Origin of the sequence: Pseudomonas sp. AL03, assembly GCF_029960815.1 — a bacterium.
Classification (GTDB): domain Bacteria; phylum Pseudomonadota; class Gammaproteobacteria; order Pseudomonadales; family Pseudomonadaceae; genus Aquipseudomonas.
Map to the genome: position 1 here is coordinate 1 of NZ_JASBRE010000033.1, position 16007 is coordinate 16007.

A 16007-nucleotide genomic window follows, 5' to 3' on the forward strand; every position below is an offset into this window, starting at 1 on the left:
CTGCCACCGTGGCGCATTGACGCCTCGGCTTGGGCGAGTCCATCCAATTACAAGGACAGTGGTGCTCAGGGTTGCAGGCGACAGCCTTGACGCTCGTTGATCCATTGCGCGCTGTTGCTGCGACCCAAGCCGCTGACTGTCACGCGCCTACTGGCGGCGTCATCGGTAAAGCCACTGGTCGGCAACCACTGTTTCACATAGCTGTGGCAGTACTCGGCCGGGTTGTTCATCACGTAACGGCACGAACAATATTCCTTGGCGGTGTAGGCGCTGATGATGTCCGGGAACGCCCACAGCGCGACGCGTTCCTGCCAGACCCAGCCGAGCAAGGCGATCAGCAGGATCAACAACAGCGTGCGAAACGGGCGGCGACGAACAAGGCTGCGGCGGTTCATGGCTGCACCTTCGCGGCAAATGCCTTGAGCGCGAGTTTGAGCAACTCGTTGTGCTGGTAGCTGGCGTCGCGGTCATCGCCATAGCGCACGATTACCAGGTTTTCGCCGGGAATCACGTACATCGCCTGACCCCAATGCCCCAGCGCGGCGAAGGTGTCGTCGGGTGCATCGGGCCAGGGTTTTGCCGCGCCCTCCACCGCGCGGTTAAGCCACCAATGGCCGCCGGGCACGGCGTCGTCCTGACTGGCTTGATAGTGGGCGAACGGTTCGCGGTTGAAAGTGGTCCAGTCCCTGGGCAGCAATTGGCGCTCGCCCCAACGGCCGTCGCGCGCCATCAGCAGACCGACTCGGGCCAGATCCCTGGCGGTGAGATAGGCATAGGATGACGCGACGAACGTCCCCGTGGCATCGGTTTCCCAGACAGCGTGACGAATCCCCAAGGGTTCGAACAGAGCGGTCCATGGAGAGTCCGGATAGCGGGTCGGGCCGACGATGTTTTTCAGCGCGGCGGACAACAGATTGCTGTCGCCACTGGAGTAACGGAATGCCTGACCGGGTTTGGCGTATTCAGCGTGATCAGCGGTGAACGCGGCCATGTCCTGGTGACCACGGGTGTAGAGCATCGCGACCACCGAGGATTTCAACGGCGCGTATTCATAGTCTTCCTGCCAGTCCAGGCCCGAGGCCCAGTGCAGCAGATCGGCCATGGTCATCGTCGGGTGCTTTTCCAGCGGTGGATAAAACTTCAGCACCGGGTCCGTGAGTTTGAACAGGCCCTCGCCATAGGCCACGCCGAGGACCGTGGCCATCAGGCTTTTGCTGATGGACCAGGTCAAGTGCGGGGTGTCGGCGGTGGTGGGGTCGGCGTAGCGCTCGTAGATCAACTGACCGTCGCGGATCACCAGCAAGGCGTCGGTGCGGATGCCTTTTCGGGTGGCCTCATCACGGGGTGAGAAGGCGTAAGTCTCCAGGGCTTGAAGCGCCGGCCCGGTGACTGTCGGGGCGGTCGACCATTGCTCGGCAGGCCAGTTTTCGGCGTGGGCCGTGAGGTTGAGCAACAGCCCGAAAATCAGCGACAAGCCTTTGATCATGGTGGCTGCTCGGAGGGATGGACCTGCTGAGCCTAGTCGCGGTTGATGACAGTTCCGGGATTTGTGTTCCCCATGAGGCCCGTCAATTCAACGAAGATCCAGCGAGTGCCTTGGCCAATCGCTTCCCCCGCGCACCCGCCGCCAAATCCATCACCCCCTGATCGCGCTGCCACATCGCGGCCCAATGCTGCGGCCCATCGGCCAGTGCTTGAGTCACCTCAGCCTTGAGCCCATCGAACTGCGCGAACAAGCCACCGAGCAACACATGCCCGAACGGATTATTCGGCGCCTGCCGGCTGACTTCCGCACACCCGGCCAGCAGCGCCAGCAAACGCAGTTGCAAGGCTTGCGGCCAGTCGCTGTCCTGACCGATGCCGTACAGCCAAGCGGTCATGGCGCTCAACACATAGATGTCCTCAAGGGTGCGGAACGGCTTGATGTAAGCCTCCCAGCCATCCCCCGCCAACAGTTCGCACTGAGCGTTATCGAGAAACAGCCGACCGTGGCTGATGTCCGGCATCAACGCGATTGCCGGGAGTTTTTCCACGCGCACGCCCGGTTCATCGGGATAGACCACCGCCAGGCTCAGGCGCGGTTTTTCGTCAGGTGCTTCACTGCGAGCAGCGATCAGCAGCCAATCGGCGGCATCGCCTGCGGTGACAAAATCCTTGCGCCCGCTCAGACGCAAATCGCTGAGACGGGTCTGCATGTCCGCCACCCTCAGGCTGCGTTGTTCGGTCGCGCATAACGCGCCGAGGCTCAGCGGCGCGCTCGGCCAAAGCATGCGCAACGCCGCCTGATACCCCACCAGAAACGCCAGCCCCGGCGTCGACATCAAACGCCCGCCGGCCACCGCCAACTCGAACGGCGTGACGTTGCCCAACGGGTGCAATAAGGTCGCGAACCCCTCGCCCAGGTCCGGGTTGGCGGGCAGACGATCGCGGCGGCGCAACAGGTTTTGCCAGGGCATAGGGGGCTCCTCGTGGGCTGTCATACAAGCATCACCAAAGCTTCATGGCGATGACACCGGGGCTACATAGCCTGACTTTGCACAACACGGCTGCATAAAGAAAGTCGATCGGCTGCAACCCAAGACGGGTGACCGGCCCGTACGGAGATTCGCAATGACTCAGATCGCCCGCATCAGCGACACCGGCAATGAACGCCGCCTGCAAGCCGAACGCCTGGTGGGCGCCGAGGCCTTGCAGGAAGCCCAGGCCCTGCGCTTCAACGTGTTCAGCGGCGAATTCAACGCCAAGCTGAAAGGCGCGGAGCTGGGTCTGGACATGGATGACTATGATGTTCACTGCGCCCACATCGGCGTGCGTGACTTGAACACCGGACGTCTGGTGGCGACCACCCGTTTGCTCGACCACACGGCCGCCAGCAGCCTGGGCAAGTTCTACAGCGAAGAAGAATTCAGGCTGCACGGCCTGGTCCACTTGAAAGGCCCAATCCTGGAAATCGGTCGCACCTGCGTCGACCCCGCCTACCGCAACGGTGGCACCATCGCCGTACTGTGGGGCGAACTGGCCGAAGTGCTGAACCAGGGTGGCTACAGCTATTTGATGGGTTGCGCGAGCATCCCGATGCGGGATGGCGGCATTCAGGCCCACGCGATCATGCAGCGCCTGCGCGAACGCTACCTGTGCACAGAACACCTGCGGGCCGAACCGAAAAAACCGCTGCCGAGTCTCGACATCCCGTCCAACGTCATCGCCGAAATGCCACCGCTGCTCAAGGCCTACATGCGCCTTGGCGCGAAGATCTGCGGCGAACCGTGCTGGGACGAAGACTTCCAGGTTGCCGACGTGTTCATCCTGCTCAAGCGCGACGAACTCTGCCCGCGCTATGCCAAGCACTTCAAGGCGGCCGTGTGATGAGCCGGTTACGGGTTTACGCGCGGATTGCGCGAGTGCTTGTGGTCGTGGCGCTGGGGTTGAGCATGGCCGGAGTGTTCGGGATGTTCGAACGTTTGGGGATCGCTCATTCGATGGTCCGCCGCCAACGCTGGTCGCGGTTCTTCATGGCGCGGTTGAGCAATGCCCTGCCCTTTCGCATGACCGTGCACGGTGAATTGCCGAAAGCGCCGATGCTGTGGGTCAGCAACCACGTGTCCTGGACCGACATTCCACTGCTGGGCATGCTCACGCCGCTGTCGTTCCTGTCCAAGGCCGAAGTGCGCACCTGGCCGGTGGCAGGCTGGTTGGCGGCCAAGGCCGGTAGCCTGTTCATCCGGCGCGGTTCAGGTGACAGTCAGTTGATCCGCAAACAGATGACCCGTCATCTGGAGCAGGAACATCCGCTGCTGATGTTCCCGGAAGGCACCACCACCGATGGCCGTTCGCTGCGTACTTTTCATGGTCGCTTGCTGTCTGCGGCGATCGATTCCGAAGTGAAGTTGCAGCCGGTGGCGATTCGTTATCTGCGCGACGGTGAGCTCGATTCGCTGGCGCCGTTCATTGGCGATGATGATTTGCTCTCGCACTTGATGCGCTTGTTTGCCAATGATCGGGGTGAGGTGGAGATTCATCTGCTCAAGCCGATCGCTTGCGAAGGTCGCGAGCGTGCGGCGCTGGCGTTCGAGGCACAGCAGGCGGTGCAGAAGGCGTTGTTTGGGGAAGTGGCGAAACCTGCAGAACCGCGACGTGCCGGCGAACTTATCGCCGCGTAACCCTTTTGTAGAAGCGAGGCTTGCCCGCGAAGGGAACGCCGCGGTGTACCTGAGACACCGCGTTATCGTTCTTCGCGGGCAAGCCTCGCTCCTACAAGGATCGTGTCAGCGGTTCTGGGCAAAGTCCTGAAGCTGCGGATAGAACAACCGAAAGTCATCACTCAACGGCTCATACAACACCCGCAACTCCTGCATCGCTGCGGCCAGTTCCTCCGGCCGCGTCAACCGCCGCGAAATCCCCCGCAGCACCTGCTCCAGCACCGCGAACTCCCGGTAAGAACCCAACCAGTCATTGGCCATCATGTGCGGCGCGATCTGCGCCAGACGTTCCGGCAGTTGCGGCTCGGCGGACAAAACCCGGTACACGTCCGAAGTGAATTGCTCCAGCGGCCTGTCGGCGTACAGCGTCCAGTCACGCGCCAGGCAATGGTCGAAAAACACGTCGAGCACGATCCCGGCGTAACGCCTGCGGGTCAGGGAAAAACGCGATAACGAAACGTCCACCAACGGATGGCGGTCGGTAAAGACATCGATGCTTCGATGCAGCTGGATGGCCGCTTCGATCTCCAGATCGAACTGCCCTTGCAGCCGCCCTTTGACGAAATCGCCATACAGACTGCCGAGCAATTGACCGGGGCGCTGGCCACCGAGGTGCAGATGTGCGAGATAGTTCATGCGCGCAGCTTAGCACTGCGCCGTTGTATCGTTACACCCAGCATATCGTTATAACTCGATATACCGAATTAAGCGGTCATCAGACCAAAATCATATTGGTATATCGCGAACCAACGATTTAAAGTTCGCCTCATCGCGATATAGCGTTTTAATCATCACGAGCCCACACCATGACTATCAATCTCGACGAAATAATAAAAGCCCTGGCACACCCAGTACGGCGAGACATCCTGCACTGGCTCAAAGACCCGACCGTCGAATTCCCCGACCAGTCCCACAGCAACGAGCACGGCGTCTGCGCCGGCCAGATCGATCAACGTTGCGGTTTGTCGCAGTCCACGGTGTCCGCACACCTGGCGACCCTGCAACGCGCCGGCCTGATCAGCAGCCGCAAAGTCGGCCAGTGGCATTTTTTCAAACGTAATGAGGAAACCATTCAGGAATTCCTCAGCACCTTCAGCAAAGAGCTCTGACCCTTTACGTCAGTACGCCGATAAGGAATCAACAATGCCCCTCTCGCTACTCATTCTGGCCTTGAGCGCCTTCGCCATCGGCACCACCGAGTTCGTCATCATGGGCTTGTTGCCCGACGTGGCAGCTGACCTCGGCGTGTCGATCCCTGGCGCTGGCTGGCTGGTGACTGGTTACGCGCTGGGCGTGGCCATCGGTGCGCCGTTCATGGCACTGGCCACTGCCAAGTTACCGCGCAAGGCTGCACTGGTAGTGTTGATGGGCATCTTCATCATTGGCAACCTGCTCTGTGCAATGGCGACCGACTACAACGTGCTGATGTTTGCCCGTGTGGTCACCGCCCTCTGCCACGGTGCGTTCTTCGGTATCGGTTCGGTGGTGGCGGCAGGTCTCGTTCCGGCGAACAAACGCGCTTCGGCGGTAGCTTTGATGTTCACCGGCCTGACCCTGGCCAACGTGCTCGGCGTTCCGCTGGGCACCGCGCTCGGTCAGCAAGCCGGCTGGCGGTCGACCTTCTGGGCTGTGACCGTGATGGGTGTGATCGCATTGATCGGCCTGATCCGCTTCCTGCCGGCCAAGCGCGATGAAGAGAAACTCGACATGCGCGCCGAATTGCGCGCCCTCAAAGGCGCCGGGATTTGGCTGTCCCTGAGCATGACCGCACTGTTCGCCGCGTCGGTCTTCACGCTGTTCACCTACGTCGCACCTCTGTTGGGCGAAATCACCGGTATCTCGCCCCGCGGCGTGACCTGGACCCTGATGCTCATCGGCCTGGGCCTGACGGTCGGCAACATCATTGGCGGCAAGCTGGCAGACAAAAGCCTGGCTGCAACGCTGATCGGTGTGTTCATCGCCATGGCGGTGGTTTCCACCGTGCTGACCTGGACCAGCGTTGCAGTGATTCCGACCGAAATCACCCTGTTCCTCTGGGCCACCGCGTGCTTCGCCGCCGTACCCGCCCTGCAAGTGAATGTCGTGACCTACGGCAAGGCCGCACCGAACCTGGTGTCGACCCTGAACATTGGCGCTTTCAATATCGGCAATGCACTCGGTGCCTGGGTCGGTGGCAGCGTCATCGCCCATGGTTTCGGCTTGACCAGCGTGCCGCTCGCGGCCGCTGTACTGGCGGTACTCGCCCTGCTGGTGACCCTGATTACTTTCCGTCAGAACGGTGATCCCGAGCTGGCTCCTGCTACCCACTGATCTCTACAAGAGCGCTATTTCATGACGACTATTTTCGATCCGATCACACTGGGCGACCTCGAATTGTCCAACCGCATCATCATGGCGCCGCTGACTCGCTGCCGCGCCGACGAAGGCCGCGTGCCAAACGCGCTGATGGCCGAGTACTACGTCCAACGCGCCTCGGCCGGCCTGATCCTCAGCGAGGCCACTTCGGTCACGCCGATGGGCGTCGGCTACCCGGACACCCCGGGCATCTGGTCCAACGATCAGGTGCGTGGCTGGGCCAATGTGACCAAAGCAATCCACGGCGCGGGCGGCAAGATTTTCCTGCAACTGTGGCACGTTGGCCGTATTTCCCACGGGTCGTACCTGGGCGGTGAAGCGCCGGTCGCACCAAGCGCCATTCAGCCAAAAGGCCATGTCAGCCTGGTTCGCCCACTGGCCGACTTCCCAACCCCACGCGCCCTGGAAATCGCTGAAATCGCCGACATTGTCGAGGCCTACCGCGTCGGTGCCGAGAACGCCAAGGCGGCCGGTTTCGACGGCGTGGAAATCCACGGCGCCAACGGTTACCTGCTCGACCAGTTCCTGCAAAGCAGCACCAACCAGCGCACCGACAACTACGGCGGCTCCCTGGAAAACCGGGCGCGCCTGTTGCTGGAAGTGACCGATGCCGCGATCGAAGTCTGGGGCGCGGGCCGCGTCGGTGTGCACCTGTCACCACGTGCCGATCTCCATGACATGGGCGACGACAACCTGTCTGAGACCTTCATCTACGTCGCTCGCGAACTGGGCAACCGTGGCATCGCGTTCATCTGCTCCCGCGAGAAAGATGCCGGCGACAGCCTCGGCCCACAATTGAAAGAAGCGTTTGGCGGCCCGTACATCGTCAACGAACGCTTCACCAAAGACAGCGCCAACGCCTGGCTCGCCAGCGGCAAGGCTGATGCCGTGGCCTTCGGCGTGCCGTTCATTGCCAACCCGGATCTGCCGGCACGCCTGAAGGCCGACGCACCGCTGAACGAGGCGCGTCCTGAGTTATTTTATGCCAAGGGTCCGGTCGGTTATATCGACTACCCGGTGATGTAAGCGTCAGCAGTTTGAAACAAAAAAGCCCCAACTCGAAAGAGCCGGGGCTTTTTTGCGCCGGGTCACTCACAAAATCCCTACAAATCAGGTAGCTCACTACCTATCAACCTGGCGAGCGTCCGTATATAAAAGCATCGCATTGCAATAAGGCGAGCATTGAAGGGATCAACGCCCGCCTTAATTGTTGACACAACCGGATCCAATTACGCATTTTGTTTCATTTGCGCAGGCTGGGGCTCAAGCCCAGCATGTCCAACCCTGTATCGACCCAGCGCTCGGCATCGATGTGCAGTTCAAAGCTGTCGGGCGCCAACAGCCACTGATACAGGATGCCGTCGATGTAAGCATGCAGGCTGATGGCCGCGCGGGCCGTATCGAGGCTTTCCGGTAACTGTCCCCGATTGACCGCATTACTCAGGGCCAGGGCGATTCGCACATTGCAATCAAGACTGACCGCTCGGCGCTGCTGTCGCAGGTCGCACATTTCATCGGTGAATTCGCACTTATGAAACAGAATCTCATTGATGCGTCGGGTTTTCGGGTCCAGGGCAACTTGATGAAACAAATGAATCAGCAGCTTGCGCATGCAGCCCAAGGGGTCGAGTTCATCTTCGCTTTCACTGGCCTTGGCCATTTCATCCAGCGGCTCTTGCAAGGTATCAAGCATGGCCTGCACCAGATCCGCCTTGTTGCTGAAATGCCAGTAGATGGCCCCGCGAGTGACGCCAGCCAGTGTCGCGATGTCCGCCAGTGTCGTGCGCGCCACGCCCCGCTCAAAAAAGGCTTTTTCTGCCGCTTCGAGTATCTGGCTACGGGTTTCTTGAGCTTCCTCTTTGGTACGACGAACCATGGCAGTACAACCTCAATCAGGATGCTTCAGCGATTTCTGACTATTCGCTGAACAAAAGTGGGGCAAGCGCTCTTAGGCGTAGTCCCCGGCCTACAATTCGGATCTTTGAACAGCTTTCGTAACGGTGTGGATACACAGTCAAGGTGTTTACAAACAACCATGAACGTAAGTATATTGCTTAGCAAGCTACTTATCCACTCAGCGCACATTTTTTACCTTTCCACATTTCTAGTGCGCAATTTGCGCGCCTGACCCGAGGATTTTCATGCAATTCAAGCCAGCTGTTACCGCTCTGGTCGCTACCCTCGCCTTGGCATCGCTGCTCAGCGGATGCAAAAAGGAAGAGGCGGCACCTGCCCCACCACCCCCTCAGGTCGGCGTCGTTACTCTGCAACCTCAAGCCTTCACCCTGACCTCCGAGCTTCCGGGCCGTACCAGCGCGTACCGCATCGCCGAAGTTCGCCCTCAGGTGAACGGCATCATTCTCAAGCGCCTGTTCAAGGAAGGCGGCGACGTCAAGGCTGGCCAGCAGCTGTATCAGATTGATCCGGCTGTTTATGAAGCCACTTTGAAAAGCGCTCAAGCCAACCTGCAACAGACCAAGTCGATTTCGGATCGCTACCAGCAACTGGTCAAAGAGCAGGCCGTCAGCCGCCAGGAATACGACACGGCCTTGGCCAACCGGTTGCAATCGGAAGCTACCCTGCAAACCGCGCAGATCAATGTGCGTTACACCAAGGTCTACGCACCGATCTCCGGTCGCATCGGCCGCTCGAACGTGACCGAGGGCGCGCTGGTCAGCAACGGCCAGGCCGATGCCATGGCGGTGATCCAGCAACTCGACCCCATCTACGTCGACGTGACCCAGTCTTCCGTGGAGCTGCTTGAATTGCGCCGCGAACTGGAAAGCGGTCGTCTGCAAAAGGCCGGCGACACGGCGGCAGCGGTCAAACTGACCCTCGAAGACGGCAGCCAGTACAAGCAGGAAGGCAAACTCGAGTTCTCCGAAGTCTCGGTGGACCAGACCACCGGTTCCGTGACCTTGCGTGCGGTATTCCCCAACCCTGATCACACCCTGCTGCCAGGCATGTTTGTACACGCCCAATTGCAGGCCGGGGTAAACAGCGCGGCGATCCTCGCTCCTCAACAAGGCGTGACCCGCGACCTCAAAGGCACCCCGACTGCGCTGGTCGTCGGTGCGGACAACAAGGTCGAACTGCGTCAGCTCAAGGCCAGCCGTACTGTCGGCAGCCAATGGCTGATTGAAGACGGTCTGAAGGCAGGCGATCGCCTGATCACCGAAGGCTTGCAATTCGTCAAACCTGGCGTCGAAGTCAAGGCAACCGAGGCGACTAACATTGGCGCGAAGAACCCGGCTTCCGCACAGGCAGCTAGCAAGGCTTCCAGCGGCAAAGGGGAGTAAACCATGTCGAAATTTTTTATCGACCGTCCGATTTTCGCCTGGGTAATTGCCCTGGTGATCATGCTGGTCGGGGCACTATCGATCCTCAAACTCCCGATCAACCAATACCCGAGCATTGCGCCTCCGGCCATTGCGATCCAGGTGACCTACCCGGGCGCGTCCGCACAAACCGTGCAGGACACCGTGGTGCAGGTGATCGAGCAACAGCTCAACGGTATCGATAACCTGCGTTATGTTTCCTCGGAAAGTAACTCCGACGGCAGCATGACCATTACCGCGACGTTCGAACAAGGCACCAACTCCGATACCGCGCAGGTTCAGGTCCAGAACAAGCTGAACCTGGCCACCCCGCTGCTGCCGCAAGAAGTGCAGCAACAGGGTATCCGCGTCACCAAGGCAGTGAAGAACTTCCTGATGGTGATCGGCGTGGTCTCACGCGACGGCAGCATGACCAAGGACGACTTGGCCAACTACATCGTGTCGAACATGCAGGACCCGGTCTCGCGGACCGCCGGTGTCGGTGACTTCCAGGTCTTCGGTGCCCAGTACGCGATGCGGATCTGGCTCGACCCCGCCAAGCTGAACAACTACAACCTGACCCCTGGCGACGTGAAAACCGCCATCGCTGCGCAAAACGTGCAGATTTCCTCCGGTCAGCTCGGTGGCTTGCCTGCAGTGGCCGGTCAGCAGTTGAACGCGACGATCATCGGCAAGACCCGCCTGCAAACCGCCGAGCAGTTCAAGGCGATCCTGTTGAAGGTCAACAAGGACGGCTCGCAAGTGCGTGTCGGCGATGTGGCGAATGTCGGTCTGGGCGGCGAAAACTACTCGGTCAGTGCCCAGTTCAACGGCAGTCCGGCCTCCGGTCTGGCGGTGAAACTGGCCAACGGTGCCAACGCCCTCGACACTGCAAAAGCCCTGCGCAAGACCATCGAAACCCTCAAGCCGTTCTTCCCGCAAGGGATGGAAGTGGTGTTCCCGTACGACACGACTCCGGTGGTGACCGAATCGATCAAGGGTGTGGTTGAAACCCTGGTCGAAGCGATCGTACTGGTGTTCCTGGTGATGTTCCTGTTCTTGCAAAACTTCCGCGCCACCGTCATCACCACGATGACCGTGCCAGTGGTATTGCTGGGTACCTTCGGGATCCTTGCGGCGTTCGGTTTCAGCATCAACACCCTGACCATGTTCGGTATGGTGCTGGCCATCGGCTTGCTGGTGGACGACGCCATCGTCGTGGTGGAAAACGTCGAACGGGTCATGAGCGAAGAAGGCTTGTCACCCAAGGAGGCCACCAAGAAATCCATGGGGCAGATCCAGGGTGCGCTAGTCGGTATTGCGCTCGTACTGTCGGCGGTACTGCTGCCGATGGCATTCTTCGGCGGTTCTACCGGTGTGATCTATAAGCAATTCTCGATCACCATCGTCTCGGCCATGGCCCTGTCGGTACTGGTCGCGCTGATCTTCACCCCGGCACTCTGCGCCACCATGCTCAAGCCGATTCCGAAAGGCGAGCACGGCGTTCCGAAACGCGGATTCTTCGGCTGGTTCAACCGCAACTTCGACCGTAGCGTGAAAAGCTACGAACGTGGCGTTGGCATTATTCTGCGCAACAAGGTGCCGTACCTGCTGGTCTACGTGATCATCGTCGTCGGCATGATCTGGCTGTTCATGCGCATCCCGTCCTCGTTCCTCCCGGAAGAAGACCAGGGCGTACTGTTCGCCCAGGTGCAAACCCCGGCCGGCTCCAGTGCCGAGCGCACGCAAGTGGTCGTGGACGAAATGCGTGAGTTCCTGCTGCGTCCGAGCAAGGATGGTGGTGAAGGCGACGCGGTGGCCTCGGTGTTTACCGTGACCGGCTTCAACTTCGCCGGCCGTGGCCAGAGCTCGGGTATGGCGTTCATCATGCTCAAACCGTGGGGCGAACGTAACGCCGACAACAGCGTGTTCAAACTCGCGGCCCGTGCCCAGCAGCACTTCTTCACCTTCCGGGACGCCATGGTGTTTGCCTTCGCCCCACCGGCGGTACTGGAGCTGGGTAACGCCACCGGTTTCGACGTGTTCCTGCAGGACCGCGCCGGTATCGGTCACGACAAGCTGATGGAAGCGCGCAACCAGTTCCTCGGCATGGCGGCGCAGAGCAAGGTGCTGTCGCAAGTCCGTCCGAACGGTCTGAACGACGAACCGCAATACCAACTGGAAATCGACGACGAGAAGGCCAGCGCCCTCGGCGTGACGCTCACCGACATCAACAGCACCCTGTCGATTGCGCTGGGCAGTAGCTACGTCAACGACTTCATCGACCGCGGTCGGGTGAAAAAGGTGTACGTGCAAGGCCAGCCGGGTTCGCGCATGAGTCCTGAAGACGTCAAGAAATGGTACGTGCGCAACAGCGCCGGCACCATGGTCCCGTTCTCGGCGTTCGCCAAGGGTGAGTGGATTTACGGTGCACCGAAACTGTCGCGTTACAACGGCGTAGAAGCGATGGAAATCCTTGGCACCCCGGCACCGGGTTATTCCAGCGGTGAAGCCATGGCCGAAGTCGAAGCCCTGGCGAAGAAACTGCCGGCCGGTGTCGGTATTTCCTGGACCGGTCTGTCGTATGAAGAACGACTGGCAGGCTCTCAGGCACCGGCGCTGTTCGCGTTGTCGATCCTGATGGTGTTCCTGTGTCTGGCGGCGTTGTATGAAAGCTGGTCGATTCCGATTGCGGTGGTGCTCGTGGTACCGCTGGGGATTATCGGTGCGCTGATGGCGACCAGCCTGCGCGGTCTGTCCAACGACGTGTACTTCCTGGTGGGTCTGTTGACCACCATCGGTCTGGCGGCGAAAAACGCCATTCTGATCGTCGAGTTCGCCAAAGACCTGCACGAACAGGGCAAGAGCTTGCAGGAGGCAGCCATCGAGGCTTGCCGCATGCGGTTGCGCCCGATCATCATGACGTCCCTGGCGTTCGTCCTCGGCGTGGTGCCCCTGGCCATTTCCAGCGGTGCTGGCTCGGGCAGCCAACACGCCATCGGTACCGTGGTCATTGGCGGTATGATCACCGCCACGGTACTGGCAATCTTCTGGGTCCCCTTGTTTTTCGTCACCGTATCGGCCATTGGGCAGCGCAAAACCGCTGACCAGGACGACGTTATTGAACCTTCTAAAGAGGCTGGCTAATGAGCAAGTCGCTACTCTCCCTGGCTGTTGCCGCCTTCGTGCTCGGCGGCTGCTCGCTGATACCCGATTATCAGCAGCCTGAAGCACCGGTGGCGGGCCAGTATCCGCAAGGTCCGGCGTATTCGTCGGCCCAGGCGCCTGCCCAAGCTGCCGCCGAACAGGGCTGGAAGCAGTTTTTCCACGACCCGGCGCTGCAACAGCTGATCCAGGTCGCCCTGGAAAACAACCGTGATCTGCGTGTCGCGGCGCTGAACATCGACGCCTTCGCGGCTCAATACCGCATCCAGCGCGCCGATCTGTTTCCGGCGGTGTCGGCCAACGGCACCGGTAGCCGTCAGCGCGTCCCGGCACGCGCCTCGCAGACCGGCGAAGCGGGTATCACCAGTTCCTACTCGGCCACGGTCGGCATCAGCGCCTATGAACTCGACCTGTTCGGTCGGGTTCGCAGCCTGAGCGAAGAAGCGTTGCAGAAATACTTCGCCACTGAAGAAGCGCGCCGCAGCACCCAAATCAGCCTGGTGGCCAGCGTGGCCAATGCCTACCTGACCTGGCAAGCCGACAAGGAGCTGCTGAAGCTGACGCAGGACACCCTTGGTGCATTCGACGAGAGCTACAAGCTCACCGCCCGCAGCAACGAAGTGGGTGTAGCCTCGGCCCTGGACCTGGCCCAGTCGCGTACCTCGGTGGAAAACGCCCGCGCGCAACAGGCCAAGTACACACGTCAAGTCGCCCAGGATGAAAACAGCCTGGTGCTGCTGCTCGGCACCGGTATCCCGGCCAACCTGCAAACGCCCAAGCCATTGGCTGACGACCTGCTGAGCGACGTGCCCCCTGGCCTGCCATCGGACTTGCTGCAACGTCGCCCAGACATCCTCCAGGCCGAATACAACCTGAAAGCCGCCAACGCCAACATCGGCGCGGCACGGGCTGCCTTCTTCCCGAGCATCAGCCTGACCGCCAATGCCGGGAGCCTGAGCCCGGACCTGTCCGGTCTGTTCAAGGGCGGTTCGGGCACCTGGTTGTTCCAGCCGCAGATCAACCTGCCAATCTTCAATGCCGGCAGCCTGCGCGCCAGCCTGGATTATTCAAAAATCCAGAAAAACATCGGCGTGGCGAACTATGAGAAGTCCATTCAAACGGCCTTCCAGGAAGTCGCCGACGGCCTGGCCGCCCGCCAGACCTACACCGATCAGTTGCAGGCCCAGCGTGATTTCGTCACCGCGAACCAGGACTACTACCGTCTGGCCGAGCGTCGCTACCGCATTGGTGTCGACAGCAACCTGACCTTCCTCGATGCCCAGCGTCAGCTGTTCAGTGCCCAACAAGTACTGATCACCGACCGTCTGGCGCAACTGGTCAGTGCCGTCAATCTGTACAAGGCACTGGGCGGTGGCTGGAACGAGCAGACGGCGAAGAACGAGCCGTTGAAAGAAGAAGCGCCGAAGCTGAAGTTGTTCTGATAGCGCTGTAAAACAAGAAGCCCACCGATTGGTGGGCTTCTTGTTGCGTCGGATAAGATATTTTGCCGTTCGATAATCGCCCAAAACCCGCATTACCCGATTGAACCATCGAGTACATCCCCCGCACCATTCGTGGCACAAGACCAATAACACAGGTTCGACACCATGCCACCGCGTCGCCCGGGCCGGCGAGCTGGAAAACCAGACCTGGTCTGGCATGTTCTCGGCCAAATACGGCGGCAACACCTTCTATGTCGGCCTGCAAAAACTCACCGGCGACAGCGCCTGGATGCGGGTCAACGGCACCAGCGGCGGCACCTTGGCCAACGACAGCTATAACTCAAGCTATGACAATGCCAAAGAAAAATCCTGGCAATTGCGCCACGACTACAACTTCGTCGCCGCGGGCGTACCGGGCTTGACCCTGATGAACCGCTACATTAACGGCGGCAACGTCCACACTGGTGCCCTCACCGACGGCAAGGAATGGGCCGCGAAAGCGAACTGGGCTACACCGTGCAGAGCGGCACGCTCAAAGACCTGAACGTCAAATGGCGCAACTCGACCCGCCGCCGCGACTTCAGCAACAACGAGTTCGATGAGAACCGATTGATCGTCAACTATCCGATCAGCTTGTTGTGAGCCTTTGGTTAGACGACCGTTGAACCCAACCGAATAAGCCACACGGAAGCGGCTGTGTTTACGCAGTTATAACAAAATGAAAGTAGTTCTATTATCAAACCAACTTATCACCTGTTAGTTCTACCAGTAGACGCCTGCCCATCCGGCTTCTAGAGTCTGACCTTCGAAACATCCAACGGCTTTTTAACCAAGGAAGGTAGACACTATGAATTGGTGGCAGATCGATACGCTGATTATGGTTTCTTATGGACTTGTCCACTCTTGCCTGACAACCCGACCCGCAATGAGTCTTTATGAAGCATTCTTTCCAGCCTGGAGCTGGAATGTCGGCATGTGTGTATTTTCTGCGGGCACGCTGATCCTGGGCATTCTTTATTGGCAACCGTCCGGGCAATACATCTATGTGTTGATACCGGGCAGCCCACTGTTTCATTTCGCTGCATTGTCGATGGTGACGTTGTTGGGCCTGACCATTTACTGCTTCCGTTACACCTCGACGTTTTGGCAATGGCTCGGTGCTCACCAACTAATTGCGCGCCTAAGAGGGGAAAAAATCCCCCTTCCCTATCGCCTACACGTACAAGGCATCAAACGTTACATACGCTTTCCCCATCATACGTTCTTAATGTTGTTTTTCTGGGCTCACCCCATCATGACGTACGACACCCTGCTCTTTTCGGTCGGGGCGACGGTTTATATGTACTTGGGCACATGGCACATGGATAAACGCCTTGAAGCGATATTTGGCGATGAATGGCGGATCTATAAGAAAGATACCGGGCTCATGCTGCCGTCGCCAAAAGCATGGTCACGGCTCTTCACAGAACTTCGCCAGCTGCGCAATGCCATCTAATAGCCCGCCCTCCCAAACCCCTTTATTGCAAGGA

General features: G+C 59.7%; 14 protein-coding genes and 1 pseudogene. 10 read left to right on the top strand and 5 right to left on the bottom strand.

Annotation, left to right across the window (positions count from 1 at the left end; all coding sequences use genetic code 11):
* Window positions 1-65: 65 nt before the first annotated feature.
* The 3 genes from QK293_RS23615 to QK293_RS23625 form a co-directional block, all read right to left on the bottom strand.
* Window positions 66-395 (bottom strand): amidase, encoded by a 330-nt coding sequence (locus QK293_RS23615; RefSeq protein ID WP_282381668.1) that lies wholly within the window; start codon window positions 393-395, stop codon window positions 66-68.
* Complete coding sequence (locus QK293_RS23620) at window positions 392-1486, bottom strand: serine hydrolase (protein ID WP_282381670.1); 1095 nt, start codon at window positions 1484-1486, stop codon at window positions 392-394. The genes QK293_RS23615 and QK293_RS23620 overlap by 4 nt, the downstream gene beginning before the upstream one ends.
* An 82-nt stretch (window positions 1487-1568) precedes the next feature.
* A complete protein-coding gene (locus QK293_RS23625; RefSeq protein ID WP_282381672.1) occupies window positions 1569-2456 on the bottom strand; it encodes an acyl-CoA dehydrogenase family protein in 888 nt (295 codons plus the stop codon).
* 154 nt (window positions 2457-2610) lie between these two features.
* On the opposite strand from QK293_RS23625, the gene olsB reads away from it, so the two are divergent.
* Window positions 2611-3366, top strand: a complete 756-nt coding sequence (gene olsB, locus QK293_RS23630; RefSeq protein ID WP_282381674.1) for an L-ornithine N(alpha)-acyltransferase — start codon at window positions 2611-2613, stop codon at window positions 3364-3366.
* A complete protein-coding gene (locus QK293_RS23635) occupies window positions 3366-4160 on the top strand; it encodes a lysophospholipid acyltransferase family protein (RefSeq protein WP_282381677.1) in 795 nt (264 codons plus the stop codon). The genes olsB and QK293_RS23635 overlap by 1 nt, the downstream gene beginning before the upstream one ends.
* 105 nt (window positions 4161-4265) lie before the next feature.
* Here QK293_RS23635 and QK293_RS23640 read toward each other — a convergent pair whose 3' ends face one another.
* Window positions 4266-4835 (bottom strand): ACP phosphodiesterase, encoded by a 570-nt coding sequence (locus tag QK293_RS23640; RefSeq protein WP_282381679.1) that lies wholly within the window; start codon window positions 4833-4835, stop codon window positions 4266-4268.
* Between the two features lie 170 nt (window positions 4836-5005).
* Between QK293_RS23640 and QK293_RS23645 the strand changes: the two genes are divergently transcribed.
* Genes QK293_RS23645 through QK293_RS23655 form a run of 3 tightly spaced genes read left to right on the top strand, consistent with a single transcriptional unit; the run spans window position 5006 to window position 7580 of the window.
* Window positions 5006-5308 carry a metalloregulator ArsR/SmtB family transcription factor gene (locus tag QK293_RS23645; protein WP_282381682.1) on the top strand — a complete coding sequence of 101 codons (303 nt, stop codon included), beginning with the start codon at window positions 5006-5008 and terminating at the stop codon, window positions 5306-5308.
* 34 nt (window positions 5309-5342) lie between these two features.
* Window positions 5343-6509, top strand: a complete 1167-nt coding sequence (locus QK293_RS23650) for an MFS transporter (protein WP_282381685.1) — start codon at window positions 5343-5345, stop codon at window positions 6507-6509.
* A 21-nt stretch (window positions 6510-6530) separates the two neighbouring features.
* Entirely contained in the window at window positions 6531-7580 is a 1050-nt protein-coding gene (locus QK293_RS23655; RefSeq protein ID WP_282381687.1) for an alkene reductase, read from the top strand.
* 217 nt (window positions 7581-7797) lie between these two features.
* Here QK293_RS23655 and emhR read toward each other — a convergent pair whose 3' ends face one another.
* Complete coding sequence (gene emhR, locus QK293_RS23660) at window positions 7798-8430, bottom strand: efflux system transcriptional repressor EmhR (protein ID WP_282381689.1); 633 nt, start codon at window positions 8428-8430, stop codon at window positions 7798-7800.
* 265 nt (window positions 8431-8695) lie between these two features.
* Between emhR and QK293_RS23665 the strand changes: the two genes are divergently transcribed.
* The 5 genes and pseudogenes from QK293_RS23665 (at window position 8696) to QK293_RS23685 (ending at window position 15973) form a co-directional block, all read left to right on the top strand.
* Window positions 8696-9853, top strand: a complete 1158-nt coding sequence (locus QK293_RS23665) for an efflux RND transporter periplasmic adaptor subunit (RefSeq protein WP_282381691.1) — start codon at window positions 8696-8698, stop codon at window positions 9851-9853.
* 3 nt (window positions 9854-9856) lie between these two features.
* Window positions 9857-13018, top strand: a complete 3162-nt coding sequence (gene emhB, locus QK293_RS23670; RefSeq protein ID WP_282381693.1) for an efflux RND transporter permease subunit EmhB — start codon at window positions 9857-9859, stop codon at window positions 13016-13018.
* Window positions 13018-14478, top strand: a complete 1461-nt coding sequence (gene emhC, locus QK293_RS23675; protein WP_282381696.1) for an efflux RND transporter outer membrane subunit EmhC — start codon at window positions 13018-13020, stop codon at window positions 14476-14478. Before emhB ends, emhC begins: the two co-directional genes overlap by 1 nt.
* A gap of 178 nt (window positions 14479-14656) precedes the next feature.
* Window positions 14657-15120: pseudogene (locus tag QK293_RS23680) on the top strand (OprD family outer membrane porin); the annotation flags it as partial.
* A gap of 205 nt (window positions 15121-15325) precedes the next feature.
* The gene (locus tag QK293_RS23685) at window positions 15326-15973 is read left to right on the top strand and encodes a hypothetical protein (protein ID WP_282381698.1); all 648 of its coding nucleotides are present in this window, start codon (window positions 15326-15328) and stop codon (window positions 15971-15973) included.
* Window positions 15974-16007: the final 34 nt, after the last annotated feature.